The 25792-nt window shown below is 45.0% G+C and carries 29 protein-coding genes and 1 pseudogene; 13 read left to right on the top strand and 17 right to left on the bottom strand.

Features of this window, described 5'->3' with window-relative positions; all coding sequences use genetic code 11:
* Window positions 1-29: 29 nt before the first annotated feature.
* The 3 genes and pseudogenes from A3763_RS13365 to ectA all read right to left on the bottom strand — a co-directional run bounded on the left by A3763_RS13365 (window position 30) and on the right by ectA (window position 2359).
* Window positions 30-431: an ectoine synthase gene (locus tag A3763_RS13365; protein ID WP_068514443.1), complete on the bottom strand. Its 402-nt coding sequence runs from the start codon at window positions 429-431 to the stop codon at window positions 30-32.
* A gap of 82 nt (window positions 432-513) precedes the next feature.
* Window positions 514-1821 (bottom strand): annotated as a pseudogene (gene ectB, locus A3763_RS13360) (diaminobutyrate--2-oxoglutarate transaminase).
* A gap of 49 nt (window positions 1822-1870) precedes the next feature.
* Window positions 1871-2359: a diaminobutyrate acetyltransferase gene (gene ectA, locus A3763_RS13355; protein ID WP_068514445.1), complete on the bottom strand. Its 489-nt coding sequence runs from the start codon at window positions 2357-2359 to the stop codon at window positions 1871-1873.
* A 217-nt stretch (window positions 2360-2576) separates the two neighbouring features.
* Between ectA and A3763_RS13350 the strand changes: the two genes are divergently transcribed.
* Together A3763_RS13350 and A3763_RS13345 are read left to right on the top strand one after the other, a co-directional pair.
* Window positions 2577-2972 carry a chemotaxis protein CheW gene (locus tag A3763_RS13350; protein ID WP_068514448.1) on the top strand — a complete coding sequence of 132 codons (396 nt, stop codon included), beginning with the start codon at window positions 2577-2579 and terminating at the stop codon, window positions 2970-2972.
* A 42-nt stretch (window positions 2973-3014) separates the two neighbouring features.
* Window positions 3015-3527: a MarR family winged helix-turn-helix transcriptional regulator gene (locus tag A3763_RS13345; protein ID WP_068512375.1), complete on the top strand. Its 513-nt coding sequence runs from the start codon at window positions 3015-3017 to the stop codon at window positions 3525-3527.
* Window positions 3528-3612: 85 nt separating this feature from the next.
* Here A3763_RS13345 and A3763_RS13340 read toward each other — a convergent pair whose 3' ends face one another.
* Window positions 3613-4734 (bottom strand): DUF3530 family protein, encoded by a 1122-nt coding sequence (locus A3763_RS13340; protein ID WP_068554205.1) that lies wholly within the window; start codon window positions 4732-4734, stop codon window positions 3613-3615.
* 137 nt (window positions 4735-4871) lie between these two features.
* On the opposite strand from A3763_RS13340, the gene rpe reads away from it, so the two are divergent.
* Complete coding sequence (rpe, locus tag A3763_RS13335; protein ID WP_068513466.1) at window positions 4872-5543, top strand: ribulose-phosphate 3-epimerase; 672 nt, start codon at window positions 4872-4874, stop codon at window positions 5541-5543.
* A 54-nt stretch (window positions 5544-5597) separates the two neighbouring features.
* On the opposite strand, the gene A3763_RS13330 is transcribed toward rpe, so the two are convergent.
* Window positions 5598-6314, bottom strand: coding sequence for a PEP-CTERM sorting domain-containing protein (locus tag A3763_RS13330; protein WP_068514453.1), 717 nt, complete (start codon window positions 6312-6314; stop codon window positions 5598-5600).
* A gap of 441 nt (window positions 6315-6755) precedes the next feature.
* On the opposite strand from A3763_RS13330, the gene trpE reads away from it, so the two are divergent.
* From trpE to trpC, 4 genes are read left to right on the top strand one after another with little or no spacing between them, the layout of a single operon-like run.
* On the top strand, window positions 6756-8237 hold the full coding sequence (gene trpE / locus A3763_RS13325) for an anthranilate synthase component I (protein ID WP_068514455.1): 1482 nt from the start codon (window positions 6756-6758) through the stop codon (window positions 8235-8237).
* An 11-nt stretch (window positions 8238-8248) separates the two neighbouring features.
* Window positions 8249-8827, top strand: coding sequence for an aminodeoxychorismate/anthranilate synthase component II (locus A3763_RS13320; protein ID WP_068554207.1), 579 nt, complete (start codon window positions 8249-8251; stop codon window positions 8825-8827).
* Between the two features lie 35 nt (window positions 8828-8862).
* Window positions 8863-9897 carry an anthranilate phosphoribosyltransferase gene (gene trpD, locus A3763_RS13315; protein WP_068554209.1) on the top strand — a complete coding sequence of 345 codons (1035 nt, stop codon included), beginning with the start codon at window positions 8863-8865 and terminating at the stop codon, window positions 9895-9897.
* Between the two features lie 20 nt (window positions 9898-9917).
* On the top strand, window positions 9918-10748 hold the full coding sequence (gene trpC, locus A3763_RS13310; protein WP_068514462.1) for an indole-3-glycerol phosphate synthase TrpC: 831 nt from the start codon (window positions 9918-9920) through the stop codon (window positions 10746-10748).
* A 4-nt stretch (window positions 10749-10752) separates the two neighbouring features.
* Here the strand turns inward: trpC and A3763_RS13305 are convergent, their stop codons facing one another.
* From A3763_RS13305 to A3763_RS13295, 3 genes are all read right to left on the bottom strand, one after another.
* Window positions 10753-11145 carry a hypothetical protein gene (locus A3763_RS13305; RefSeq protein ID WP_156490586.1) on the bottom strand — a complete coding sequence of 131 codons (393 nt, stop codon included), beginning with the start codon at window positions 11143-11145 and terminating at the stop codon, window positions 10753-10755.
* Window positions 11146-11242: 97 nt separating this feature from the next.
* On the bottom strand, window positions 11243-11605 hold the full coding sequence (locus tag A3763_RS13300; protein WP_068514465.1) for a histidine triad nucleotide-binding protein: 363 nt from the start codon (window positions 11603-11605) through the stop codon (window positions 11243-11245).
* Between the two features lie 23 nt (window positions 11606-11628).
* Complete coding sequence (locus tag A3763_RS13295) at window positions 11629-12888, bottom strand: FAD-dependent monooxygenase (RefSeq protein WP_068513876.1); 1260 nt, start codon at window positions 12886-12888, stop codon at window positions 11629-11631.
* A gap of 108 nt (window positions 12889-12996) precedes the next feature.
* Between A3763_RS13295 and A3763_RS13290 the strand changes: the two genes are divergently transcribed.
* Complete coding sequence (locus tag A3763_RS13290; protein ID WP_068514468.1) at window positions 12997-14412, top strand: Do family serine endopeptidase; 1416 nt, start codon at window positions 12997-12999, stop codon at window positions 14410-14412.
* 92 nt (window positions 14413-14504) lie between these two features.
* Here the strand turns inward: A3763_RS13290 and A3763_RS13285 are convergent, their stop codons facing one another.
* Both A3763_RS13285 and A3763_RS13280 read right to left on the bottom strand, forming a co-directional pair.
* Window positions 14505-15017, bottom strand: coding sequence for an aminoacyl-tRNA deacylase (locus A3763_RS13285; RefSeq protein WP_068554211.1), 513 nt, complete (start codon window positions 15015-15017; stop codon window positions 14505-14507).
* 385 nt (window positions 15018-15402) lie between these two features.
* On the bottom strand, window positions 15403-16239 hold the full coding sequence (locus A3763_RS13280) for a mechanosensitive ion channel family protein (RefSeq protein WP_068514472.1): 837 nt from the start codon (window positions 16237-16239) through the stop codon (window positions 15403-15405).
* A 144-nt stretch (window positions 16240-16383) separates the two neighbouring features.
* Between A3763_RS13280 and A3763_RS13275 the strand changes: the two genes are divergently transcribed.
* A complete protein-coding gene (locus tag A3763_RS13275) occupies window positions 16384-17046 on the top strand; it encodes a methyltransferase (protein WP_068552540.1) in 663 nt (220 codons plus the stop codon).
* On the opposite strand, the gene A3763_RS30140 is transcribed toward A3763_RS13275, so the two are convergent.
* Both A3763_RS30140 and A3763_RS13265 read right to left on the bottom strand, forming a co-directional pair.
* Complete coding sequence (locus A3763_RS30140) at window positions 17006-17395, bottom strand: VanZ family protein (protein WP_068510067.1); 390 nt, start codon at window positions 17393-17395, stop codon at window positions 17006-17008. The two genes, A3763_RS13275 and A3763_RS30140, sit on opposite strands and share 41 nt — an antisense overlap.
* The gene (locus tag A3763_RS13265; protein WP_068510064.1) at window positions 17379-18011 is read right to left on the bottom strand and encodes an RluA family pseudouridine synthase; all 633 of its coding nucleotides are present in this window, start codon (window positions 18009-18011) and stop codon (window positions 17379-17381) included. The genes A3763_RS30140 and A3763_RS13265 overlap by 17 nt, the downstream gene beginning before the upstream one ends.
* A 141-nt stretch (window positions 18012-18152) precedes the next feature.
* On the opposite strand from A3763_RS13265, the gene cysZ reads away from it, so the two are divergent.
* On the top strand, window positions 18153-18938 hold the full coding sequence (gene cysZ, locus A3763_RS13260) for a sulfate transporter CysZ (protein WP_068510062.1): 786 nt from the start codon (window positions 18153-18155) through the stop codon (window positions 18936-18938).
* Between the two features lie 14 nt (window positions 18939-18952).
* On the opposite strand, the gene phoR is transcribed toward cysZ, so the two are convergent.
* The 5 genes from phoR to A3763_RS13235 all read right to left on the bottom strand — a co-directional run bounded on the left by phoR (window position 18953) and on the right by A3763_RS13235 (window position 23240).
* Window positions 18953-20293, bottom strand: coding sequence for a phosphate regulon sensor histidine kinase PhoR (gene phoR, locus A3763_RS13255; RefSeq protein WP_068510060.1), 1341 nt, complete (start codon window positions 20291-20293; stop codon window positions 18953-18955).
* A gap of 176 nt (window positions 20294-20469) precedes the next feature.
* Window positions 20470-21165 (bottom strand): phosphate regulon transcriptional regulator PhoB, encoded by a 696-nt coding sequence (phoB, locus tag A3763_RS13250; protein WP_068510058.1) that lies wholly within the window; start codon window positions 21163-21165, stop codon window positions 20470-20472.
* 119 nt (window positions 21166-21284) lie between these two features.
* On the bottom strand, window positions 21285-22166 hold the full coding sequence (ubiA, locus tag A3763_RS13245) for a 4-hydroxybenzoate octaprenyltransferase (protein ID WP_068760125.1): 882 nt from the start codon (window positions 22164-22166) through the stop codon (window positions 21285-21287).
* A gap of 4 nt (window positions 22167-22170) precedes the next feature.
* The gene (locus A3763_RS13240; RefSeq protein WP_068552536.1) at window positions 22171-22680 is read right to left on the bottom strand and encodes a chorismate lyase; all 510 of its coding nucleotides are present in this window, start codon (window positions 22678-22680) and stop codon (window positions 22171-22173) included.
* Complete coding sequence (locus tag A3763_RS13235) at window positions 22680-23240, bottom strand: hypoxanthine-guanine phosphoribosyltransferase (protein WP_068552532.1); 561 nt, start codon at window positions 23238-23240, stop codon at window positions 22680-22682. The genes A3763_RS13240 and A3763_RS13235 overlap by 1 nt, the downstream gene beginning before the upstream one ends.
* A 259-nt stretch (window positions 23241-23499) precedes the next feature.
* Between A3763_RS13235 and A3763_RS13230 the strand changes: the two genes are divergently transcribed.
* From A3763_RS13230 to A3763_RS13220, 3 genes are all read left to right on the top strand, one after another.
* Window positions 23500-23664 (top strand): rubredoxin, encoded by a 165-nt coding sequence (locus A3763_RS13230; RefSeq protein WP_068510051.1) that lies wholly within the window; start codon window positions 23500-23502, stop codon window positions 23662-23664.
* Between the two features lies 1 nt (window position 23665).
* Window positions 23666-24823, top strand: coding sequence for an FAD-dependent oxidoreductase (locus A3763_RS13225; protein ID WP_068510049.1), 1158 nt, complete (start codon window positions 23666-23668; stop codon window positions 24821-24823).
* A 72-nt stretch (window positions 24824-24895) separates the two neighbouring features.
* On the top strand, window positions 24896-25753 hold the full coding sequence (locus A3763_RS13220; RefSeq protein WP_068510077.1) for an acyl-CoA thioesterase II: 858 nt from the start codon (window positions 24896-24898) through the stop codon (window positions 25751-25753).
* Window positions 25754-25792: the final 39 nt, after the last annotated feature.

Here is a 25792-nt window from a genome sequence, read left to right as displayed (position 1 = left end):
TTGGGATAGAACTAGGTACTCAATATATATTATTCAATAGTATCCGCTTCTAATTCGTAGGCACCTTCCTTGTTGTGTACTTCCTTGCCATTAAGCGGAGGGTTGAAGACGCATGCCATCTTCATTTCTTTAAATGCTCTTAGGATATGCTTGTCATGCTTATCCAGAACATAGATCGTGCCTGCAGAGATCGGGTGCACTTTTCCATCTTCCAAATTCTCTATCTCACCCTCACCTGACATGCAGTAAACCGACTCCAAATGATTTTGATAGTGCATCTGAAAATCTGCGCCTTCATAGATAGTCGTGATGTGAAACGAAAACCCCATCTGGTCATCTTTTAATAGCATACGCGTACTTTCCCAATTGCCATCAGGAGAGACAATGCGTCTTGATGAATTTTCCGCTTCACTCAGTTTTCTTACGATCATTTTTTTACCTTGTTTCTCTTTATCCAGTTAAATAACGTGACGCCTAAAATAGCATGATGACTAAGCCATTAAATACTGACGATTAGCCTGCCATCTTCGCATCATCAAAATAGTCGCTATCTTCAGGGATTTGGTCTTCTTTAGCACAAACCTCTTTGATCGCTTGCTCAACAATATCAATACCCTTTTTGAGAGAGTCTTGACTGATTACGAGAGGACATAAAAATTTAACCACCTGATCATCAGCACCGCTTGTCTCAATGATAAGCCCCTGCTGAAAAGCATTGCGTGTAATGTTGCCAGCGATCTCACCGTTTACACAGTTAATCCCTTGAAACATGCCGCGTCCACAGGTCGTGAAATTTCCGTCGCCATACAAGTCGACAATCTTTTCCAGGCGCGATTTAATATATTCGCCTTTTTGCTTAATCTCATTAGAGAACTTGTCGTCAGACCAGTAATGATCAATGGCGGCTTTCGCGGTTACAAATGCAAAATTGTTGCCTCTAAACGTACCGTTATGCTCTCCTGGTTTCCATTGGTCCAGCTCTGGCTTAAATCAAACAACAGCAAAAGGTAAGCCGTATCCGCCAAGTGATTTCGATAAGGTCACCATATCGGGCTTAATGCCTGCTTCTTCAAAGCTAAAGAAGGTGCCAGTACGACCGCAACCCGCCTGTATATCATCGATGATAAGCAGTACATCATGCTTTCGGCAGACTTTTTCTAAGTTACGCAACCATTCAAAACTAGCCGCATTGATACCGCCTTCACCTTGCACAGTTTCAACAATCACTGCAGCGGGCTTGTCGATGCCACTGCTGGAATCTGAAAGCACTTTATCAAGATAAGCTGTGGTATCAATCTCGTCACCTAAGTAGCCGTCATAAGGCACGCGGCTTACGCCGCCTAAGCTGACACCCGCCGCGCCACGATGATGAGAGTTACCCGTCGCAGCCAGAGAGCCAAGGCTAACGCCATGAAAACCATTGGTGAAAGAAATAATGTTCTGACGGCCTTTAATATTACGCGCTAGCTTTAAAGCCGCTTCAACTGCGTTGGTACCAGTCGGACCAGTAAACTGCATAACATAATCGAGATCCCGAGGCTTTAGAATCTTCTCATTAAAAGCCTCTAGAAATTCACCTTTCGCCTTGGTATGCATATCCAGGCCATGCGTAATACCATCATTCTCAATGTAGTCCATTAAGAGAGGCTTAAATAGCGGATTGTTATGCCCGTAGTTAATTGTTCCCGCACCCGCCAGAAAGTCTAGATACTCATTTTCCTCCTCATCGTAGAGGTGTTCCATCTTAGCGCGATTAAAAACACGAGGGAAAGAACGAGCATAGCTCTGAACTTCAGATTCAATTTCATCAAATATTTTCATTAGCATCCTCCATAGGATGTTTGGTGCGAGTCTTATTTAGTGTGCGAGGTTAGGAACTAAATGGACCGATTCGGACCAGAAATTCCGTGTCATGCAAGCCAGCAAAATGCGTATCTTTGCTAAACATTTCAGATTTGGCTAAGGGAGCAGAAAAATCCTTTGCGAAGCTTTCAAATAAAGTCCATGAGGCTTTATTGTCAGCTGTAATGGTCGTTTCCAAGTGAGTGACCTGAGCGCATTCTTGCCGCGTCACAATATCTTTGAGCATTCGCTTAGCAAGACCTTGACCGCGAGCACGCTCATCAACGGCGACCTGCCAAATAAATAAAGTGTCTTGCCGGTCGGGAATGACATAGCCGGATATAAAGCCAAGTGTCTTGTCATCGTCTATCGCTATCACTGAGGTGCTAGCGAAATGACTGCACTGCAGCAAGTTGCAGTACGCTGAGTTAGTGTCCAGAGGTGGGCATCGGTCTATGAGCGCAAATACTGATCGGCCATCAGTATCTAGCGGTCTTCTAAGTGTGGTTTGATTCATAATTTATTATTTTAGATGTCTAAACATTTATTTTTAGACATCTATGTATAACTTGCCTGTATTTATGCTACTTTTTACTAGCTGTTACAATTTTATGCGCCTTAAAGCCTTATATTTTCACTAATATGAGCGATTTAATGCAAAAAGTATTTTGAGATCTAAATATAGTACACTAAATATAATAATACTAAAACCTGCGAAAGAATTTGGAAGGAATATGCCAGCTGATTCAGCCATACAATATGTAAGCTTCTCTCTTGCTGAAGAAACGTATGCATATGAGGTTAAGCTGGTCAGAGAGATAATTACCTATCGAGAACCAACCCCTGTTCCTGGGTCAAACCCCGAAATAGCAGGCATCTTAAATGTTCGCGGTGAAATCGTTCCGGTACTTTCTGCTGAGAAACATATACAGGTAAGCACTGCAGAAGCCCATCAAAGAATTCTCATTCTAGACTCAAGCCGTGGCGCCGCTGGAATAGCCGTCGAGCACGTGGGCGAAATCTTTCTAGTTGAGCCAAGCAAAATCAATATCGAAGCAGATTCCTCAAAAAATGTTGTAGGAACAGTCTTGCATAGGGATAATCTAGTTATCTTATTAGAGGGGCTTTGAGAGACCTCTGCTACTTAATACCAAGTTTATGAGGACTGTCCATTGGATCATATCGAAGAAGTTTTGGTTTCCCTTCGTCGCGTTATTCGGGCGACAGACCTCCACTCCAAACATTTAGCCAAAACAACCGGGCTAACAGCACCACAGATTCTCTTGCTGCAAACGATAAGAAATAAGGGCGAAGTGAGCATTGGTGAACTGGCACATGACATGAGCTTGAGCCAAGCTACCGTCACAACCATTCTTGACCGCTTGGAAAAGCGCGAATTTGTCTATCGAGAAAGGTCCAAGGAAGATAAGCGTAAGGTCCACGCCTACTTAACCGATGCGGGCTTAGAAGTTTTAAAGGATGCCCCCACCCCTCTCCAGGACCAATTTGCCAAACAATTTAATGACCTTCAGGAGTGGGAGCAAACGATGATTATTTCAAGTCTGCAACGCGTTGCCCAAATGATGGATGCACAGCATATTGATGCGTCTCCTGTCTTGGATGTCGGCGTGCTCGATAGGCAGGACATGGCTGGAAACTCGCCTGATGCCTATGAAGGAAAGTGATCACCTAAACGCATGTTTGGCTATGTCATGCCCTGCATTGTAATCTGTAGCGTCTATGAACTTACCGTCCAGCTACTTCGCCGACTTAACGGGAACGATTACCTACAATCATACCCGGTGCATATTTCTCAAGCCAATAACGAATTCGTCGAACCAAATTTTTCTGTGGCCCTTCAGATAAATTAAACGCATAGTCCACTTGCATATAGTTAATTGCGCCAGCCACGTTTGCCGATGCCAAGCGCGCTTTGACAGAACTTTCATCTTCCACCGAATTAACCATCTCCAAGACGGGTGGCTGGAAGTTTTGCCCTAAATGCTCTGCCAGATCGACTTGTAAAGGTTCATCAAACTCAGGGTCAACCAGTACCAGAGCAAAGCCTTTATTACTAAATGTCCCCTGCTTTTGCTTGAGATACTCAAAGGCAATGTTGGCTGAAGCGCGATAGGCTAACAAAACAATATTCTGATAGCCTTGCTGCTGTAAGTACGAAATACCAGCGTTCACGTGCGCAAGCGCTTTGTCTTGGTAGGGAATTGCTTTTAGCTGCTTTTCTTTATCGGCAAGGTCTATATCAACAGGTTTATCTGGATCAGAACTGTCTTCGGTAACTGCATCGTCTTTGTCTGCCGCTTGCTCACTTTTTTCCGCCTCACCATCTGACTTATCTTTTCCACTATCCTCGTTTTTGGCTGTCTTGTTGTTTAATGCTTCTGCCAAAGCAGGGCTTAGTTCAAGCTCATCAAATTTCTTTACTGGTAAAGCTCGCTCTGGGACTTTGTCTATGGAAGCGCCTGGTAATGAGAGCGCCAAGGTATACCAACCCGCCTCTGGAAGCCCACTGCGTACAGGCCTTATTACTTGAGGCCAGTCCGCATGCTGGCCGATACCAGGAACCAATAAAACAGCACCATGTTGTTGCGGCTTTTGAGAAGGTCTTTGTAAAGCCAGAACCTGAACACTTCCAGCAGAAGAACCACCTTCAGGTATGGGGTACTCAACATCCAGCCAAACTACTTCTTTTTGCCTCAATTCCGATATCAGGGCTTGCTGAGTCACCTTATCTAGATCTATATGTCCAACTCTAAGCGCCTCACTCTTGGTTTCACTTTCTTCTTTGCCTTCAGAGGCGTCAGGTGCATCTTCCGCCAGCACCATGCTAGAACTGAATATAAGAGTAACAAGAGCAAGGCAAAACCATTTCATATAAAAACTCATCTTAGTGACACTCGGAGGCACAAACCTATCATCAATAGGCTTAACACTTTACTTATCGGCAACTAAACTATTCGCACCAGCGCTTCTACGTTAGAATAGCGCAAATTATTAATTCCGAGGAAACCATGAGCCAATTTTTGATCGCCCCCTCTATTCTTTCTGCCGACTTTGCACGCCTAGGTGAAGAAGTCGAGAATGTTCTCGAAGCCGGTGCTGATATCGTTCACTTCGATGTGATGGATAATCATTATGTCCCTAACCTGACAATTGGCCCAATGGTTTGTGAGGCGCTTCGAAAGCACGGCGTGACAGCTCCAATTGATGCTCACCTAATGGTGAAGCCAGTCGATGATATGATCAAAAGCTTTATCGATGCTGGTGCGACCTATATCACCTTTCATCCAGAGGCTTCTGAGCATATTGATCGCTCATTACAACTCATCAAAGATGGTGGCTGCAAGGCGGGCTTAGTTTTTAACCCGGCTACCCCCTTACACTACCTTGACCATACCCTTGACCAGCTCGATATGGTTTTGCTCATGTCCGTTAACCCCGGATTTGGCGGCCAAAAGTTTATTCCTGGTACACTCGATAAACTTCGACAAGCACGCAAGTTGATTAATGATTCAGGTAAAGATATCCGATTGGAAATTGACGGTGGCGTCAATATCAACAATATAGCCGAGATAGCACAAGCTGGTGCCGACACTTTTGTTGCCGGCTCAGCCATATTCAATACCGATGACTATCAGGCAACCATCGCAGCAATGAGAGCCAAGTTAGCTGGCATTTCCTAGCCCAAACGTCATCCAAGGCGCTCAGCTTGTTGCAAAACCGAGCGCCTACTTCCCCTAACTTCGCATTTTAGCGCCCCGGCGTATTTGACCAAGTAAGAGTAACCCCAAGCCCAGCAGGCTTAAGCTGGCAGGTTCTGGTACCGATACCACATCAGGGTTTGAACCCGGCTCAGTGAATGTCGGAATATCTGGTACGACAGGACCAGAAACAATAGGCGCCTGATAAAGTTGATCGGTATTAAAAGCCCCTTGGGAAGCTTGCCCCAAGACCCAAGCAAACGCTTCAGAGCTTTCTCCTGTGCCACTTAACTGTATTGAGCTACCCAAAGCCGTAGACGGTGACTCTACAACGCCAACATCGATACTTGTGGCGCCCAAAGCTGAACCATTTGTTGCGACAAGGGAGCCTTCGTAGCTAATAAACTGTACTAAGTCGCCCAGATTATTTACCAAGGCAATACCATCATTGCCACCATTTTGCAGACCACCAGAGCCGGTAAAGGCTAACACACCATAGCCTGCCTGCTGATCGGAAAAACTACCAGATAAGTCCCATGACATATAACGTCGGCCATTATTGCCATTATAAAACTCGAGTTGCCAACCAAGTAAGTCTGTACCACTTAAGCCTGCTATTTCAACAAACTCATTTTGATCAGCCCCCTGATTATCATAGTGAAACTCATTGATATAAACAGGTAAAGCTTGAAGTGATGAGGAAGCCAATAACACAGATAGCGCCATCGTTGGGCGCTTAAGAAAGTTCTTCATTTTTAAGTCCTTTTAAAAAGTATAGAAATAGATTCTGCAAACATCCTGTTCGCATTGAGCTAAGTATTCCTAGCCCTCAATTAATATACCTGTCTTAGCAAAAAAATGTAGTCTTTTTTAGCTTAAGCAGCTGCCTTGGCTAAAATTGCTATATTTAAAGCTATGAGAGTCTCAAATAGCGAGCTAGCATGCACCCTGAGCTATTGATTCACTCACAGGCCTGAGGTAATCTGTAGGCCGTTTTATACCTATTAATTGATTAGAGTAGAGAGACTGTTCAGTGTCTACATCCGTTCATAATTTCGCAGCCCTTCGTGCGCTGCTTCCCTGCCGCTGGCGAAGCTAGCTAATTGAGCACGCGCTCGTTCAATATTTGCAGCTCCTGCGCTGTATACCGCTTCGTTTTAATTAATAGATTATGAATTTAGTTAGGAACACCCTATGACACCTGAGCATTTTTCACAACTAGCGGCTCAAGGCTACAATCGCATTCCTGTCACGCGTGAAGTCTTGGCTGACCTCGATACGCCCTTAAGTACTTATCTTAAACTCGCTAACGGCACCTATTCTTATTTACTAGAGTCTGTTCATGGTGGCGAGAAATGGGGCCGATACTCCATCATCGGTTTGCCTTGTACGCAAGTACTTAGAATTTCTGGCTCCACAGCCACACTCGAGCAAGATGGCGAAATCATCGAGCGACACGAGTGCAGTGACCCTTTAGCTTTTGTTGAGGAATTCCAAACGCGTTTCAAGGTGCCCGAAATAGAAGGCTTACCACGCTTCAATGGCGGTTTGGTTGGCTACTTTGGTTATGACACCGTTCGATACATTGAACCAAAGCTTGCTGACAGCTGTCCTGAAGATCCTTTGGGTACACCTGATATCTTGCTTATGGTGTCTGACCAGCTGGTTGTATTCGATAACCTAAGTGGCAAGTTGATACTTATTCATCATGCAGACCCTGCCACTGAAGATGCTTATCAAATAGCTCAGTCGGTACTGGATTTATTGGTTCATCGTTTACGGAATAATACCTGCGCGGAGCCGGCTCAAGAAGCCACACAAACTGACATAAAAGAAAGCGACTTTATATCTGGATTTTCTGAAGACAAGTTTAAAGACGCTGTCGATACCATTAAGGAATACGTACTCTCTGGTGACGTGATGCAAACGGTGATTTCACAGCGCATGTCGATTCCGTTTACTGCTGAGCCTTTGAATCTGTATCGCTCCTTACGCTGTTTGAATCCTTCTCCCTATATGTACTTTTTGAACTTGGGCGAGTTTCATATTGTCGGCTCATCACCTGAAATACTTGCGCGCGTAGAAGAGGGTGAAGTTACTGTTCGGCCGATTGCTGGTACTCGCAAGCGCGGCATGAATGAAGAAGAAGACTTAGCCTTAGAGAAAGACCTACTCGCAGATCCTAAAGAATGCGCCGAGCATTTGATGCTAATCGATTTAGGACGAAATGATGCTGGCCGCGTTAGTGAAATTGGCAGTGTAGAGCTCACCGATAAAATGGTGATAGAGCGCTACTCTCATGTTATGCACATTGTCTCGAACGTGACCGGCAAGCTAAAACCCGATACCAGTCCGATTGATGTATTACGCGCGACTTTCCCTGCCGGTACTCTAAGTGGTGCCCCGAAAATTCGTGCGATGGAAATCATCGATGAGCTTGAGCCGGTTAAGCGGGGCGTTTATGGCGGCGCTGTTGGTTACCTCTCATGGAATGGCAATATGGACACGGCGATTGCCATTCGCACCGCGGTCATAAAAGACCAGGTATTGCATATTCAAGCCGGTGCGGGAGTCGTTGCAGACTCGGTACCGCAAAGTGAGTGGGATGAAACCATGAATAAAGGGCGCGCTGTATTCAGAGCGGTGGCAATGGCAACTCAAGGCTTAGACGGGTAAGGAGAAAAACAATGCTATTAATGATTGATAACTACGACTCGTTTACCTACAACGTTGTTCAGTACTTGGGCGAACTCGGTGCCGATGTTCATGTTTACCGTAACGATGAAATTACCATCGAAGAAATTGAAGCGCTAAAACCTAGTAAAATTGTGATTTCACCTGGCCCCTGTACGCCAAACGAAGCCGGTGTATCACTGGCTGCCATTGAGCACTTTAAAGGCAAGCTTCCAATTCTTGGTATTTGTTTGGGTCACCAAAGTATTGGCCAGGCTTTTGGCGGAAATATCATTCGTGCCGGGCAGGTGATGCACGGTAAGACTTCAGCCATGCATCATAACGATAGGGGCGTATTTAAGGGATTGACTAACCCTTTCACCGCAACCCGTTACCACTCACTGGTTATTTGTAAAGATACGCTACCTGATTGCCTGGAAATCACGGCATGGACTGAAAACGAAGACGGTAGTGTCGAAGAGATCATGGGTGTTCGCCACAAGGAACTTGATATTGAAGGGGTTCAATTCCACCCTGAGTCAATTCTAAGTGAACACGGTCATGACTTACTTAAGAATTTCTTAGACCGATAAGATAAAACGATAAGCGAATAAAAATAGGTATACGCATGGATATTACTCAAGCTCTGGCAAAAGTCGTTGAAAACACCGACCTAGCAACCGATGAAATGCAGTCTGTCATGCAACAGATTATGACAGGCCAAGCGACAGAAGCTCAAATTGGCGGTTTCCTAGTTGCTTTGCGCATGAAAGGCGAAAGCATTGATGAAATTACCGGCGCTGCTCAGGTGATGCGAGAGCTCTCTACTAAAGTAGATATCAGCGGCGAACACTTGGTAGATACCTGTGGCACCGGCGGCGATGGTGCTAACTTGTTTAACGTCTCGACAGCCAGTGCATTTGTGGTAGCTGCAGCGGGTGGCAAGGTAGCAAAGCATGGTAACCGTAGCGTTTCTAGCAGCACTGGCAGTGCTGATGTACTCGAAGCTGCAGGCATTAATTTGTCTTTAAGCCCCGAGCAAGTACAGCGTTGTATTGAGGAAATTGGTGTTGGTTTTATGTTTGCACCAGCTCACCATAGCGCTATGAAGCATGCTATTGGCCCCCGGAAGCAGATGGCTATTCGTACCATCTTCAATATGCTTGGCCCCATGACTAACCCTGCTAACGTTGGTAAGCAAGTGATCGGCGTATTCAATAGTGCTTTGTGTAAGCCTATGGCTGAAGTATTAAAACGTCTGGGTAGCGAGCATGTACTCATCGTCCACGCGAGTGACGGCCTCGATGAGATCACTATTTCCGGCGACAGCCATGTCGCTGAACTCAAGGATGGCGTAGTCAGTGAATACACCATCAAACCAGAAGACTTTGACCTGGCGCGAGCTTCACTTGATGGCTTGGGTGTCGATAGTGCAGAACAAAGCCTAAACTTGATAAAAGCAGCTTTAGGAAAGGAACAAAGCGAGGCTGCGCAAAAAGCACGCTCAATTATTACTTTAAATGCCGGTGCAGCGATCTATGCTTCTGACCTGGCTAGTAGTTTGGCTGAAGGCGTTGAGCTGGCATCCGATGCCATTGGTTCTGGCGTAGCTTTAGCTAAATTAAATGACTTGGCGAGCTTTACGCGCGTATTTGCAGAATAACTTTATATACCGGATTCATTATGTCAGACGTTTCTTTTGGCCCAGATTCAGCCAGCGATAAAACTCCAACCATTCTGCGAAAGATTGTCGCACGCAAGTGGCAGGAAATTGAGGAAAGACAAAGCACGCTAAAGCTAGCCGACTGCAAGGCACAAGCCTTCGATCGGGATGAGACCCGCGGCTTTGTGCGGGCGATAGAATCCAAGAACGCGAACAATTTGCCTGCCATTATTGCCGAGATCAAGAAGGCATCACCAAGCAAAGGAATTATTCGAGAGGACTTTGTACCTGCCGCCATTGCCGAAAGTTATGAGAAGGCCGGTGCAGCCTGTTTATCGGTACTTACTGACCGTGATTTTTTCCAAGGCCATGAGGACTATTTGCAACAAGCTCGTGCTGCGAGCGCCTTGCCGATTATCCGTAAGGATTTTATGGTCGCGCCTTATCAGATCTACGAAAGCCGCGTTGTGAATGCTGATTGCGTGCTACTGATTGCCGCTTGCCTAACAAAAGATCAAATGCAGGAGTTAAGTGGCATCGCCCATGAAATCGGCCTGGATGTTTTGGTCGAAGTTCATAATGAAGCAGAGCTTAAAGATGCCTTAACGCTGGAAACTCGCTTAATCGGCATTAATAATCGGGACCTTCACTCTTTCGAAGTATCACTCGATAACACCTTTAACTTATTGAAGCAGATTCCCGAAGATAGGATTGTGGTCACAGAAAGCGGCATACATGCTCGAGAAGACGTGATCGCTATGCAAGAACGTGATGTGAACGCCTTCTTAGTCGGTGAAGCATTTATGCGGGCGGCAGACCCGGGTAAGGAGTTAGAGCGTTTGTTTTTTTAGGTATTTATAGGCAGTCATACTGTGACTGCCTATCAAATGATACTGAAACCATATCATAGCCATGACGAGATAGGTCTTTTATTAACTGCCTATCTGCCAAGACAGTATTACAAATCTGGTGAATACTGCCTTGAAGATCATTACTGGCAAGTCGCAAATCAAAATCCATCACTAAGTAGCGCATGCTGCCATACTCATCAGCATGCACCTGATTAACACTTTCATAGTTGATAAAGCGATACGAGCTATCGGCATTGAAGTGTGATTCCAGACGAGAAGAAAGTTCATCAGCTTCAGCAAGTGCCGCCAATGAAAACATCATGGCAAATAATACCAAGCCTTGTAGTATTGACTGTAGGCTCTTATTAGACTTTCTTTCTTCCAGGTTCCAGATCATATTTCACCACGCTCTTCGTTTAGGTAGCTCTAGTTTAACGAAGAGGGTGCTTAAATATTAGTCTGTCAGCAATGGTTTTACCCTTGTTTACACTTGCTCAGACTTTAAGCTTCTCGGTGAAAGGAGGCCAACCCAAAGGTTTACCAGCGATTAAATGCAGGTGTACGTGGTAGACGCTTTGTCCACCATATTCATTGCAATTCATCACAACACGGTAACCATCTTCTGCGAAGCCCATATCGGCGGCAATATTCTTGGCAACAAAGAACAAATGTCCAAATGTTTCCTTATCACCTTCATCCATATCGTTAATCGTCGCGATTGGTTTTTTAGGGATGATAAGCAAGTGTACGGGAGCGGTTGGCTGAATATCCTTGAATGCCAGGCAGATGTCATCTTCATAGACGATATCTGCAGGAATCTGACGATCAATAATTTTGGTAAATAGCGTTTCTGTCATTGTTTTTTCCTCGTTTGCTTCCTTTAGGCTTGAGCAAGTTTAGGCAAGTTACCTATTGCGCCCACCGCATACTGCATCACTTTATTTTTCGCAGGCCCGGAATTATTTGCTAGACCCAGGCCTATATTTCTTACCACCCTTAGCGGCAGCAACTCATTACTAAAGCCATGATAGAACATATCCATAATGCTCATCATTTTCTGGTTCTCTGGTCGTCTACTTTTTTGATAACGCTGCAGGACTTCAAGGCTAGCAATATCTTCGCCCGCTAAGTGTGCTTGCCCCAGAATTTCGATTAGCATCGCAGCATCCATAAAGCCCAGATTAACGCCCTGCCCGGCTAAAGGATTGATAGTATGTGCTGCATCCCCCGCCAATGCCACACCCTGGCGGACATAGTTAATGGCATGGGACTTAAATAAAGGGAAGCTAGCGTGCTCTACAATGCGTGTAATGGTAGGAAGCTCTGAAGGATAAGCAGCTTTGATCGTCGCTAACAGCTCCTCGTTACCCATCTGCGATAATTTGCCGACACTTTCAGGCAAGTCGTACCAGACGAGTGAGCCAAAGTGTTCCTTACCACTATCGGCCAAGGGCAAAAATGCCAAGGGTCCATGAGAGGTGAATGACTGCCAGGTAATATCTTCCTGACTGCCTTCATACGCAGCAGTGCAGACAAAAGCATGCTGCGCATATTTGTCTTTATATTGACCGAGGCTGGCTTGTTCTCGCACACGTGACTGTGCGCCATCGGCACCAATCACTACGCGCCCGCTAATGTCTCCTGCTTTTGATAGTGTCAGGGTTTTCAGCTCACCATCCAATTCCATCTCTTCAATTTTGTCTGGACAATAGACGCTAACATTTTCCAGGCCGTTCATTGCTTCATGCAAAGCGAGATGAACAATATCATTCTCAATAATATTGCCAAGATGACTCTGGCCAATCTGACTGCAATCAAACTCGGTTCTTGCCCATGTCGAGATGTCAGGCAATAAGGCAGATAGCCCCTTTTTAGCAGGCATCTCATTTACTGCTAAACGTCGATAAGGACATAAGCGTTTGCCTTCGATATATTGCCATGCACCCAGGTTTTTTAATATCTGTTCACTCGCATAGCTGATCGCCGATACCCGAATGTGAGGTGCTTCGCCTTCTACGTACGCAGGGGGTAATAGCGGGTCAATGACCGCAACTTTAAAGTTCGATCGAGCCAATCCACAGGCAATGGCAGCGCCGACCATACCGGCACCGACAATCACTACATCATATTGCTTGCTCATGCTTTTCCTCTCAGCAAATCTTTTGCAGTATTATGCAAGAACTTCCCAACAATCACACCTTTGAGCTTATAATATCGCCTGTAATACCCAGTGAAGGACAATAAAAAGATGCGTCTTAATCAATTATCAAATAATGTGTTTTTTAACTTCAAGCAATACGGTTTGACTTTGTTCATCTTGCTCAGCTTAAGTTTCTCTTTTTCACTTCAAGCCGCTGGCTTTCCGCAACGTCTGATAGAAGGAAATTCACAACCCTCTCTCGCGCCGATCATTAAGGAGTCAGCGCCAGCCGTGGTTAATATTGCGACCTATACCATTCAGCGTAAATATAACCCTTTACTACAGTCACCATTTTTTCGACATTTCTTCTCTTTTCCTGATGAAATTGAAGAGTCACGCCAAGTTCAAAGTGCTGGCTCCGGTGTAATAGTTGATGCAAAAGAAGGCTATATTCTTACCAATCATCATGTCATTGCTGACTCTAACGATATCGAAGTAAAACTTCAGGACGGGCGTCAATTCAAAGCCACCTTAGTAGGTTCCGACAAGAAGGTTGATATCGCTTTGCTGAAGATCGATGCAGAAAAGTTGTCATCTTTGAAAATCGCCGACTCTAACTCCCTAGCCGTTGGCGACTTTGTAATTGCCATTGGTAACCCCTTTGGTATTGGGCAAACGGTGACTACTGGAATTGTCAGCGCACTTGGGCGGAATGGTCTTGGCATCCAGGGGTACGAAGATTTTATTCAAACCGATGCCTCCATTAACCCCGGCAATTCAGGCGGCGCATTAATTGACCTCAATGGCAACTTAGTTGGCATCAACTCCGCCATTATCGCTCCAGCCGGAGGAAACGTTGGCATTGGCTTTGCCATTCCAACTGAAGTCAGCCAATCAGTTATGTCACAACTTATCCAGTTTGGTGAAGTAAAACGCGGCGGTATCGGTGCCCGTTTCCAAGACTTAAGCCCTGAGTTAGCTGAAGCCTTCTCGTTCGGAACACATCAGCTTAATACCTATCAGGGGGCTATTGTCAGTAGTATCGAGGATGGCAGCGCAGCAGATGATGCAGGTCTAAAGCAGGGCGACATTATTACTAAGGCAAATGGTCGGGCCATCAGGAATGCCAATGATATCCAAAACAGAATTGGACTTTCTGCAATTGGCAGAACCCTTGATCTTGAGATTATTCGCAATGGCAATAACAAAGCGCTCGAAATTGAGATCGAAGCCATACCTGTCCCGGAAATAGCTGGTGACAAAGTCTCTTCTTATTTGAGCGGAAGCCTGTTAATGGATCTCATTCCAAGTGATCAAGAAGAAGCTATTGGCATTCAGGTTAAAGAACTGAGCAATAATTCGATCGCTAAACGAGTAGGCTTTGAGCAAGGGGATATAATCTTCGCGGTCAACCGAAGCAGGATTAGAAATATTGCAGAGCTTAAGTCTTATTTGAGGCAGCGAAATGTGCAGGCATTTCGCATCCGACGAGGATACGAAGACCTGATTCTCTATGTTCGCTAGCAATTAAAAGAATAAATCCCCGAGCCGCAGTTCAGGCCGCCTGCTGTAAGGCCCGGAGATTGTAAACGGTAAACAATAGAAGGCTAGGTTTTCTACCCGGCCTTCTTCTTTAACAACCAGCTTGGCTTCTTCATACCAATCTTTGCGAAGCCCTCATTTAGCGTCATCGGATGCGCTAGTTCCATATAATCAGAGAGCTTCATTTTAATCACTTCGTGGTGATTTCCTGCTCTAAAGGCAATATCACCGGTTTCATCGAACCCTTCATACATATAGATGGGGACATCATATAAATTGCCGAATGGTGGCATAGCACCCACTTCGCATGATGGGAAACGGTCTTTAAATTCATCTTCTGTTGCCAGGGCGACCAGCTCGGTTCCCATGGCTCTCATAAATTGATCCCAGCGTATTCGACATGATGCGGGTAGCACCACCATCGACATACAACCGTCCAAATTGACCATAACGGTTTTCGCCATTTGGTCACCTTTAAGTTTAATACGTTCAGCGATCTCTTTTGCGGTATATGCTACCGAATGTTCTATTGATACGTATTGAACGTCATTCGAATCTAGATATTGCTTTAGCTGTTCAACTGGCATTTCCAGTACCTCTATAACTGCCTAACACTCGTTATTTTTGTCTTTAGTAGATCGAGACAATCGTAATTATTGCTTTGTCTCAGTCACTTCGTATTTCTGAAGCGCTATGCACAGGCAGATAGAGACCAGCAAAATTCGTTGATACTAAATTCTTTCTTAACTTCATCTTAGTCACGAACAAAGATAAGTTGAAGTAACAAAAAGTATCTTTTTATTAGCGTCGTTTATAGATGAGTTTTTTTCCAGTTTTTCAGCAGTATTATCACACTTGTTTTCATTCTTTCGCAGGTTAGGAAATACGTTTATTAATAAAAAAGGCGCTCAAAAGAGCGCCTTTTATCAGCAAAACAAATAACGTCTTAAATAACCGGCGCTAGTGCGTAGGTTATTGAACTGTATGCATATGTACGTCTTGTTGAGGGAACGGAATACTAATTCCTTGCTCATCAAACGCTTTCTTAACTGCTTCGAACATTGTGAAGTGAACTGCCCAGTAGTCCGCCGTCTTAGTCCAAACCCTAACGGTAAAGTTGACTGAACTATCCGCTAATTCAGAGATCGCAATCAAATGCTCAGGATCTTTTAATACACGAGAATCTGAAGTGATCAAGCCTTCAATAATCGCTTTCGCTTTATCAATATCATCGCTATAACCAATACCAAAAACGAAATCAACACGGCGAGTATCCAGCTGGTTGATATTAACCATACTGCTATTTGATAGGGCACCGTTTGGAATAATAACGACGCGATTATCTGCCGTTGTTAGAATTGTGTTAAAGATCTGAATTTCCTTAACGACACCAATATGGCCTTGAGCATCAATTAAGTCGCCTACTTTGAAAGGCTTGAATAGCAAGATCAAAACACCGCCAGCGAAGTTTGACAAACTGCCCTGCAATGCCAAACCAACGGCCAAGCCAGCAGCACCGAGTACTGCAACGAAAGAAGTAGTTTCAATACCAACCATTGATGCAACAGCAATCAATAGCATCATCTTGAAGATGACTGACGCCAGGCTACTGACAAACGAACCAAGCGTTGGATCCGCTTTAGACGTAAAATGCTTTTCAACCTTGCTAACAATTCGATTTATCACCCAAAGACCAATTATCAAGGTAACAATAGCCAGAACAACTTTTGGCCCGTAAAGAATTGCAGCTTCTACAGCTATATCAGCATAGCCTTCTAGCTTATCTGTAGTTTCAGTTATATTTTCCATAGTCTTCCTTTTTTACCCTAGTTTAAAAGTAACTTTATTGTATTATCTATGATGCATCGAAATGCTGTTGTTATTATTCCTCGCAGCATAAAGTAGCTACACCAAGCTGGTCAACTTAACACTGTCAATCATCATTAAAATGTCATGAATACTGTCGATACACTCAACGCTAACTTAAATAAAACTCTCGCTAAAGGTCGTGTCAAGGCGACTAAACCTCCCGCCTGCCCTGCAATCGGCCTTTATCTGTTTGACCCAGCTGTATTACAGGGCCCACTTAGCCATGACGAAGCACAGGCTGTTGTGGCCGAACCTGCCTACTGGTCTTTTTGTTGGGCAAGTGGACAGGTTTTGGCTCAGTTCATTCTGGAGAACCCGGAATATGTGCGTGGTAAGACAGTGCTAGATTTTGGTAGCGGCTCGGGTGTTGTTGCAGTCGCTGCTGCCAAGGCTGGTGCCAAAAAAGTCATAGCTTGTGATATCGACTCAGACGCTCTTGAAGCTTGTCGTGCAAATGCCGAACTCAACTCTCTGAGCTTTGACTACTCTGAAGACTTTATGGCTTTTGATGAAGAGCTCGACCTGATCACCGCGGCGGATGTACTATATGACAAAGATAATCACGACTTGCTAGATTTGTTTACCACTAAATGTCCTCAAGTACTTCTTGCTGACTCCCGCGTAAAAGTACTGCCCTCTTCCGCTTACGATTTGCTTGAAGTAAAAGAAGCCCGTACTTGTCCAGACCTAAATGAGTTTGAAGAATTTAACAAGGTGCGTATTTACCACTCAAACACTTGCTCTTAATAGTTGGCGCAATAAGGATCAGGTGAATCACTGTGCCTAACAAGTCTACAAACCAATCATTTAGCTCGAAACTACGGTGGGGCAAGTAAGCCTGAACAAGCTCAATACCCAGACCAAAGCAAGCCAAGCAAAATAGTATTGCCCTTAAACCTAGCCTTGGATAGGCAATTTGAACCAATAAAGAAAGTACAAAAAATGCTACTAGGTGGAGCACCTTGTCACTCACATTAACTTGCTCCAGCCCCGTAAGGGGTGAAAACGCGGCAATACAAGAGAACAGCAAAGCAAGGTACAAAACGATTTTGTTCAGCCAGGTAAACTGGATTATCTGACTAAAAAGGTGTAGCACTTGAGAACTCCATAAAAGTTTTAGTCTTTGGCTGGTAGATACTTAAGTCTGTGGCATGTAGGCATAAACGGCTACTAGCCTTTAATGCCGACTCGTGAGCATAAAGCCCATCGCCCAATATTGGATGGCCGGTATATAGCATATGAACACGTAGTTGATGAGAGCGACCTGTTATCGGCGTGAGGATGACTCTCGATGCCTGTTCTGAGCGAGTCGTACATTGATAGAAGGTCTGAGCAGCTTTACCTTCATGTGAAATCATCTGTCGAGGCCGATTGGGCCAGTCGGTCTTCAATGGCTGATTAACTTCGCCACTTTCATCTTCCATAAAGCCATAAACCAAGGCTTCATAGCGCTTTTTGACTTCTCTGTCATGAAACTGCCTACTAAGCTCCCTGTGGGAATCCGCATCAAGCGCCAAGACCATCAAGCCCGAGGTTGCGCAATCCAAACGATGAACCACCCTGATAGTGGGAAATTGGTCTTGTAAGCGGCTCAGCAAGCAATCAGCTTTGTCGGGGCCTCTGCCCGGAACTGATAGCAAACCGGAGGGCTTATTAACCACCACAAGCTGTTCATCTGAATAAACAATCTCGATTTGAAAATCTGGACGCATTGGCTACAACTACCTAGTGACATTACTTTGATTTCATCAGAGCACTGCTGAAACTCCAAGCGAGCTATTATACACTGCCTACAACCCTATTAAGCCCTATAAATTTCTTAGACGATATTCTGATCAGGAGCGAATCTTCACATGAAGGGAAATATGTTTACCGGCTTTGGCTATCTGGCTCAAGGTTTCAAGATCATTTGCCAGCCCGGCTTTCGCCTATTTTTACTGGTTCCTTTAACCGTAAATATCATCTTGTTTACGCTGCTCATCATGTGGGCATATAGCCTAGTAGACGGTTGGATGGCGACCTTATTGTCTTGGGTCCCAGAATGGCTAGGATTCATGGAGTGGTTATTCTGGGGAATCTACTTCTTAGCCATCTTAATGACGCTGTTTTATGGCTTTATTGCCGCCGCGAATTTAATCGGCGCTCCTTTTTATGGCTACCTGGCAGAACTCACTGAAAAGCACTTAAGCGGCCAAGATAAAGGTGAAGACTTCTCATGGAGCGAGCTACTGGCAATGGTTCCCAGAACCATCATGCGAGAACTCCAAAAGCTTGTTTATTATATCCCGCGGGTGCTAGTGCTATTGGTTTTAGGCTTAATCCCCGGCTTGAATGTGATTATTGCTGTTATCTGGATTATTTTCTCAGCCTGGATGATGGCCATTCAATATATCGACTACCCGGCAGATAATAATAAGATGAGCTTCCCCGATATGAAAAACTACCTGGCTAGCCATCGTCTGACATCACTAGGTTTTGGGCTGGTAACGTTTGGGGCAACGCTTCTGCCTATCGTGAATTTTCTGGCACTGCCCGCTGCGGTGTGTGGCGCGGTCGCATTTTGGGTAAACGAAGAAAGATCTTTAGGCAATATCAATATGAACTTTGAAGCAGAGGCGCAGAAAAAGCTATCCAAGTAAATGCAGATAGCTCATCAAGATGCATTTGCTAGCGCTTTCTGTTCATTAGCCGAGCTACTGGAAACCATTATCGATGCCGGGAAGTGACAAATAAACTCACTGCCTATGCCTTCTTCACTATGGATTTCCAGCTCGGCATTATGATTGATCAATACATGCTTCACGATCGCTAAGCCCAAGCCTGAGCCGCCACTTGAGTGGTCTCTGCTGGGGTCCGTTCGATAGAAGCGTTCCGTCAAGTGAGGGATGTGAACGGAATCAAAACCTTCACCGGTATCACGCACACAAAAGTGAGCACCTTCTTCATCCAGCCACCAGCTGATGTCGATATCACCACCGGTGGGCGTATACTTAACTGCATTAAACGCAAGGTTTGAGAAGGCGCTATAAAGCTGACGAGAGTCACCGGTAAATAAACAGGGTTTGGTGCTTTCAAAGTCCAAACGAATATTCTGATTTTTGTCAGCGCTAAAGGCTCGTGCGTCGCGGTAGACTTCTTGTAGTACCGGTTCGATATCGATCGCTTGAGTATTACTAGGCAGGCCTTCAGTTTCATACTTGGCGAGTAACAAGAGGTCACTAATCAGGCTTTCCATCCGTTTCGTTTGCTCTTGCATTGAATTTAAGGCTCTTCGCCACTTCTTAGGTGTATCTTCAGCATCCTGGAAGGTTTCGATATAACCTCTAATAACCGTCAATGGCGTTCTCATATCATGAGAAACATTGCTAACGAAGTCACGCCGCATCTGTTCAAGTCGCTGCACACGCGTCACATCTTGCGCGAAAACCAAGCGGTCATCTTTGCCAAACAAAGTGATATGTACTTGCAAAGTTGCACTTTTATTTAAAGGTGAACGTAGCTCTAAAGGTTCGTCGTAATTCTTGCTTTCAAAATATCGCTTAAAGGAAGGGTCTCTAAGCAAATTTGTTATCAGCTGACCTCTATCTGACTCTCGTTTAAAGCCAAGTACTGTACTTGCAGAGTCATTCCACCAGTCCATCGCACCTTCAGAGTTAGTCATGACGACAGCCTCTTTTAGTGCATTGGTAGATAATTGGACACGAGCAATCATTGACCGCAAGTTTTCTTGAGTAATGCGATTTTGATATTGAATTTGATATAGACCGTCAAACAGATCGCCCCATAAACCATGGCTTTCGGGAATTGCTTGGTCTTCTTGTACACTGTAAAGCCAACGATGCAGCTTAACAGCCTGGCTGATTGTCCAGGCTAAGTAGGCAAAGCAGCCAATCGCGAGAACCCACGCTAATTCCCCAATCAGCAGGCCAAGTACCAGCAAGCCAATCACAGCCCAAAAAAGGGAGTATAAGTGACCGATGATTCGTTTGTGCATAACCTTATGCTCCAGCACAGGAAGACAGATTCATTCTCTGATTCAATAGTTTGCCATTAAAACGCAAACGGTACAGAGAGTGTGCACCCTTCGTCAATGATCGAAGTCATGTGCATGAAAAATCGAGCTCCTTGCCACCTTTCTTATTTTATAACAAAGTTACCAATGCTCAAGCGCTATGCAGCACCTTGAGCAGAAAAACGATAGCCAGTACCTCGAACAGTTTGAACCAGGTATTCATGCCTTTCACCTAATGCCTTGCGAAGGCGCCGAATATGAACATCAACGGTTCGATCTTCAACATAGACATTGCCACCCCAAACTTGATCAAGTAGCTGGGAACGGCTATAAACGCGGTCTTGATGCGTCATAAAGAACTGCAGTAGCTTAAACTCAGTTGGCCCCATGCTCAGCAAATTATTGTGAGCGGTAACGCGATGACAAACTGGGTCAAGTACCAATCCATCTATTTCGATTTCACTTTCGACACCCGCAGGCGTCGCACGACGAAGTACAGCTTTAAGACGAGCAACCAATTCACGAGGAGAAAAAGGCTTAGTAATATAGTCGTCGGCACCGACTTCCAAACCCTGTACTTTATTATCCTCTTCGGTTTTAGCTGTCAGCATAATAATAGGGATATCACTGGTCGCTTCATTGCGTTTCAAGCGTCTTGCCAATTCAATTCCGCTAGTGCCTGGCAACATCCAATCAAGTAAAATCATATCGGGACGTTGATCCACAATAGCAATAAATGCATCCTGCGCATTTGAAGCTTCGATACAATTGTAATCAGCCATTTCTAAAGCAACAGCAATCATTTCTCTGATTGATGCTTCATCATCAACAATTAATACGGTTTTTTCTGACATAGTACTTACTCCAAAAATCAAACTGTATTAAAACGGCAAGCTGTTACAGTTTTATGACACTACACTGTAAGCCTATGCTGAGAACCTAATGAGCGCTCCTTTTTGCGAAGTTTTACAATTCACCTGACATAAAAGTCTAGAAACAGTCCCAGGAATAAAACCATACCCACCCAGTTATTGTTCAAAAACGCCTTAAAGCACTCATCTCTGTCACGATGGCGAATCAAGTGCTGCTGATATACAAATAGTACCGACGCAACGACAATACTCAGAAAGTAAAACTGCCCCATTTCAAGCTGTTCACCTAACAAGCTCAGCGTCAATATCACCAAAACCTGCAAAAATGCGATAATCGCCCGATCAGCCGAACCAAATAAGATGGCCGTGGATTTAACGCCGATTTTGATATCATCATCCCTATCGACCATGGCATACATCGTATCATAAGCAACGGTCCACAAGACTGTTGCCATATAGATCAACCAGATATGCGCAGGCAGTTCATTCACTTGCGCGGCATAAGCCATAGGAACGGACCAGGCAAATGCAGCACCTAAGACCACCTGTGGTAAATAAGTATAGCGCTTCATGAAGGGATAAGCAGAAGCAAGTGCGAGTGCACCAAATGAAAGGTAAATTGTCAGTTTATTGGTAAACAAAACCAGGATGAAAGACAACAGACATAAAACGGCGAAAAAGATCAAAGCCTGTTTTGCACTCACCCGCCCCGTCACCAGAGGGCGAGCTTCAGTGCGCTTTACATGACCGTCTATTTTTCTATCCGCAAAGTCATTGATTACGCAGCCTGCCGAGCGCATGAAAACAGAGCCGGCGATAAAAATAGCTAACACATCCATAGCTGGTATGCCCTCGGCAGCAAACCATAATGCCCAAAGCGTTGGCCACAAAACCAGATAAATACCTATAGGCTTATCCAACCTCGCAAGCCTTACGTAGTCCATTGCAACACTTGCAAACGCGGGTTTACTCTGAGTATTCATATGCCTATTTCTCTCGTTTGCTTGCCTCAAATACCCGAGGCATAAATAGTTCGCTCACCAGCAATGGTTTCTGACGAAGAAAAAATACCGAGCGCCGCCCAAATACGGGTTCTTTAAACTGTTTCACCAAGGAGACACTTTCAAGCTTACTACGCGTCATAACTCTGGATTTAAACAGAAATGCGCCTAAAGGCTTATCTCCCAAATACTGAAGCTGTCTTTCATAACCACTTAGCGTTGTTTTCGGAATAATACTGCGCGCTATCACCCATACTTCTCCGAAACAAAGCAGCTCAACTTCCCTGACCAGCGCTTTCTGACGCTCTCTCACTTTTAGTATCCGCCTCTCCTCAAGACTTGGTACAGCCCAGCCTTGATAAGTGACACGCACACTAAAGTTATTATTTGATGCTTCGATAAGCCTCTTGGTAAGTGAACCTTGATCAAAGACCCAGGAACCATATTGTTTAGGCACTTTCCAGTCGGGTATCCGCCGAGCGGCTGGCTTTAGCATCACATGCCCTTAACTGCGTAAATACCCGGCGCATTCCGCCAATAGCCTTGATAATCCATACCAAAACCAAAAACAAAACGATCCTCAACATTTAAACAAGTATAGTCAGCGAGCAGATCCTTGGTCGCCTTTCTGTCATGTTGCTTATCCAATAAAACCGTCGTCAGAACACGCGCTGCACCTTGCTGCCGACAATAATCCTGTACATGTAAGAGGGTATGCCCTTCATCAAGGATATCATCAACCAGAAGAACGGTTCGGCCCGACAGTGCTTTTACCGGCTTAGCCAGCCAGTCCAAGCGGCTGCCAGAGGTTTCATTCCCATATCGGGTAGCGTGTAAATAATCCAGCTCTAGTGGAAAATTCAAATGAGCGAGTAAGTGACCACAGTACACCAAACCGCCATTCATAATTGAAATAACCAGAGGGTTGTCGGTCGCTAAGTCTTGCTCAATATCTTTGGCTGTCTTTTCAATTGCATCACTTAGCTCAGACATATCGATTAGGCAGTCGGCCTCATTAAAGACTTTCTGGGCTTCGACGGTTTTGGTATTGGACATAGATCTTCCTGATAAAATGGCTGTGCAGATTATATCTGTGAGCCTGCCTGGCCGCAAAGTTACTATCGCTGAAATAGTGAAAGATTTGTGCTGATCGAGCTGATTCGGTAAATTAGCCCGCTAAGTGAATGAGGCAACATTTATTCTCTAAACTAGAATCTTCTCTTCGCATAAGCAAGCGGGCGCTAGTGTAAACCAGAGAGGCATGTTTGTATGCATTCGAAAGGCAAGTAACATTTTGATAATACAGGTATAAAGAATGAAGAAGTGGCAATGCGTAGTCTGCGGATTAATTTATGATGAGAGCGAAGGCTGGCCTGATGATGGCATCGAAGCGGGCACCTCATGGGAAGATGTACCCGAAGACTGGCTTTGCCCTGACTGTGGTGTAGGCAAAGAAGACTTTGAAATGGTAGAGATTTAACATGAATACTTCACCTATCGTTGTCATTGGTAGTGGCTTGGCCGGATATAATCTTGTTAAGGAGGTTCGCAAGCTGGACCAGGAAAGCGAGATTATTGTGATCACTCAGGATGACGCACACTCTTATTCCAAGCCTATGCTCTCGACAGCACTTGCCAAAGGCAAGCAGGCTGATGAGCTATCAATGGCCGACCCGGGAAAGTTCGCGGCACAGCACAATATTTCAATCAGAAATCATACGAGTGTTGACCGAATCGATACTTCTGCCAAAGCAATCCTGATAGGTGAAGAACGCTTAGACTACAGCAAGCTAGTGCTTGCTTGTGGTGCTCAGGTCAATAAGCTCAGTTTTCCCGGAAGTGAGCTTGAGAAAGTCGTTTCAATCAATGACCTAATGGACTACCGCCGTTTTCGTTCTTTGTTAGGCGAAAACTGCTCAGAAAGCCAGAACCATGTACTGATCATGGGTGCCGGCTTAATCGGCTGTGAATACGCGAATGACTTATTGGCAAGCGGTTATAAGGTAACTATCGTTGACCCTTCAAAATCAGCCTTAAACAGTTTGATTCCTGAAGAGGCCGGACAAGCGCTTATCGAAGGCCTTAGTGATGCAGGTTGTCAGTTTGAAATGCAAGCTCATGTAAGCGAAATCACTGAACAAGGAAATGGTTTGCTTGCTCGTTTAAGTAATGGCCAAGAACTTGAGTGTGCCTTGGTTATTTCTGCCGTCGGCCTGAAAGCCAATATACAAATTGCTCAAGACTCGGGGATTGAATGCCAGCAAGGGATTGTCACCAACGCCTTGCTACAAACTAGTGCAGAAGATGTCTACGCCTTAGGTGACTGCGCAGAGATCGAAGGGCAGGTCAGACTCTACGTGCTGCCACTAATGACCTGCGCACGCACCTTAGCGAAGACTCTGACCGGCACACCGAGCCAGGTAAGCTTCGGCATCATGCCGATAGCAACTAAAACACCCGCCTGCCCCGTCGTCGTTTGCCCACCTGCCAGTGCTTCAGGCCAATGGCGCTTCGAACAAGATGGCCTGAATATTTGTGGTCGTCATTATAACGAGCAAGACTGTTTGGATGGTTTTGTACTAACTGGGCAACGCTGTGTTGAAAAACAAGCGCTAGTTAAAGAGCTCAGTAGTCTTTAAGCTAAAGACTCCCTGAATTAGGCGCTTTGTTTAAAACTCAACAAAGCGCGATTAATAAAGTGAGTCATGATCATGCAAGACGTACTACAACAACTCATCGATGTCCTTCAACTTAAGCAACTCAACAACTTAGTCTTTGAAGGTTGCAGCGAAGATTTGGGCTTCAAAAATGTATTCGGTGGACAGGTCTGTGGTCAAGCACTGATGGCGGCTTATCAAACAGTCGATCAACTCAGCGCTCACTCAATGCATGGCTACTTTTTACGCCCAGGGGATCATTCTCTACCAATTCAGTACGAAGTGCAGATTATTCGAGACGGTAGTTCTTTCGCAACACGGCGAGTCATTGCCCGGCAAGACGACAAAGAGATTTTTACCCTCAACGCTTCGTTTCAAAAAGATGAAGCGGGTTCAGAACACCAGTTTGATATGCCCGAAAGCAAGTCGCCAGAAGAACTGGCTTCCGAGCTGGAAATACGTCGTCGCTTTAAGCACCTGATACCTGAAAAACTTAGGGAGCAGTTCACCCGCGATAAACCAATCGAAATCAGACCAGTTAAGCCAATTGACTATACCAACCCGGATATTCGTCCACCCTATAAGCAAAATTGGTTTAGAGCGGTGGCATCAGTCCCCAATGATCTATCATTACACCATTGCCTTCTGGCCTATGCCTCGGACTTCGGCCTGCTTGGTACTAGTATGCTGCCGCACGGTTTGAGTTTTATGCAAAAAGGCATGCAAGTTGCGAGTCTTGATCATTCGATATGGTTCCATCGCCCTTTCAAGGTTGATGAATGGTTACTTTACGATATGGATAGCCCTAGTGCGTCAGGCGGAAGAGGCTTTAATCGAGGGAATATTTTTAACCAACAAGGTGAGTTAGTTGCTTCAGTATGCCAGGAAGCATTGATTAGAAAACGTAGTTAAAACTGCAAATGCGTGACGCCTTGCTAGGATACGTCACGC

The sequence above is a fragment of the Oleiphilus sp. HI0128 genome (genome assembly GCF_001635365.1).
The sequence above is the reverse complement of the archived record's forward strand: the minus strand, read 5'-3'. Positions and strand labels throughout refer to the sequence as shown.

Bases quoted from the DNA above. Each gene is read 5' to 3' on its own strand.
- A3763_RS13365 (WP_068514443.1), bottom strand. From the start codon at position 431: ATGATCGTAAGAAAACTGAGTGAAGCGGAAAATTCATCAAGACGCATT.
- ectA (WP_068514445.1), bottom strand. From the start codon at position 2,359: ATGAATCAAACCACACTTAGAAGACCGCTAGATACTGATGGCCGATCA.
- A3763_RS13350 (WP_068514448.1), top strand. From the start codon at position 2,577: ATGCCAGCTGATTCAGCCATACAATATGTAAGCTTCTCTCTTGCTGAA.
- A3763_RS13340 (WP_068554205.1), bottom strand. From the start codon at position 4,734: ATGAAATGGTTTTGCCTTGCTCTTGTTACTCTTATATTCAGTTCTAGC.
- rpe (WP_068513466.1), top strand. From the start codon at position 4,872: ATGAGCCAATTTTTGATCGCCCCCTCTATTCTTTCTGCCGACTTTGCA.
- A3763_RS13330 (WP_068514453.1), bottom strand. From the start codon at position 6,314: ATGAAGAACTTTCTTAAGCGCCCAACGATGGCGCTATCTGTGTTATTG.
- trpE (WP_068514455.1), top strand. From the start codon at position 6,756: ATGACACCTGAGCATTTTTCACAACTAGCGGCTCAAGGCTACAATCGC.
- A3763_RS13320 (WP_068554207.1), top strand. From the start codon at position 8,249: ATGCTATTAATGATTGATAACTACGACTCGTTTACCTACAACGTTGTT.
- trpD (WP_068554209.1), top strand. From the start codon at position 8,863: ATGGATATTACTCAAGCTCTGGCAAAAGTCGTTGAAAACACCGACCTA.
- trpC (WP_068514462.1), top strand. From the start codon at position 9,918: ATGTCAGACGTTTCTTTTGGCCCAGATTCAGCCAGCGATAAAACTCCA.
- A3763_RS13305 (WP_156490586.1), bottom strand. From the start codon at position 11,145: ATGATCTGGAACCTGGAAGAAAGAAAGTCTAATAAGAGCCTACAGTCA.
- A3763_RS13300 (WP_068514465.1), bottom strand. From the start codon at position 11,605: ATGACAGAAACGCTATTTACCAAAATTATTGATCGTCAGATTCCTGCA.
- A3763_RS13295 (WP_068513876.1), bottom strand. From the start codon at position 12,888: ATGAGCAAGCAATATGATGTAGTGATTGTCGGTGCCGGTATGGTCGGC.
- A3763_RS13290 (WP_068514468.1), top strand. From the start codon at position 12,997: ATGCGTCTTAATCAATTATCAAATAATGTGTTTTTTAACTTCAAGCAA.
- A3763_RS13285 (WP_068554211.1), bottom strand. From the start codon at position 15,017: ATGCCAGTTGAACAGCTAAAGCAATATCTAGATTCGAATGACGTTCAA.
- A3763_RS13280 (WP_068514472.1), bottom strand. From the start codon at position 16,239: ATGGAAAATATAACTGAAACTACAGATAAGCTAGAAGGCTATGCTGAT.
- A3763_RS13275 (WP_068552540.1), top strand. From the start codon at position 16,384: ATGAATACTGTCGATACACTCAACGCTAACTTAAATAAAACTCTCGCT.
- A3763_RS13265 (WP_068510064.1), bottom strand. From the start codon at position 18,011: ATGCGTCCAGATTTTCAAATCGAGATTGTTTATTCAGATGAACAGCTT.
- cysZ (WP_068510062.1), top strand. From the start codon at position 18,153: ATGAAGGGAAATATGTTTACCGGCTTTGGCTATCTGGCTCAAGGTTTC.
- phoR (WP_068510060.1), bottom strand. From the start codon at position 20,293: ATGCACAAACGAATCATCGGTCACTTATACTCCCTTTTTTGGGCTGTG.
- phoB (WP_068510058.1), bottom strand. From the start codon at position 21,165: ATGTCAGAAAAAACCGTATTAATTGTTGATGATGAAGCATCAATCAGA.
- ubiA (WP_068760125.1), bottom strand. From the start codon at position 22,166: ATGAATACTCAGAGTAAACCCGCGTTTGCAAGTGTTGCAATGGACTAC.
- A3763_RS13240 (WP_068552536.1), bottom strand. From the start codon at position 22,680: ATGCTAAAGCCAGCCGCTCGGCGGATACCCGACTGGAAAGTGCCTAAA.
- A3763_RS13235 (WP_068552532.1), bottom strand. From the start codon at position 23,240: ATGTCCAATACCAAAACCGTCGAAGCCCAGAAAGTCTTTAATGAGGCC.
- A3763_RS13230 (WP_068510051.1), top strand. From the start codon at position 23,500: ATGAAGAAGTGGCAATGCGTAGTCTGCGGATTAATTTATGATGAGAGC.
- A3763_RS13225 (WP_068510049.1), top strand. From the start codon at position 23,666: ATGAATACTTCACCTATCGTTGTCATTGGTAGTGGCTTGGCCGGATAT.
- A3763_RS13220 (WP_068510077.1), top strand. From the start codon at position 24,896: ATGCAAGACGTACTACAACAACTCATCGATGTCCTTCAACTTAAGCAA.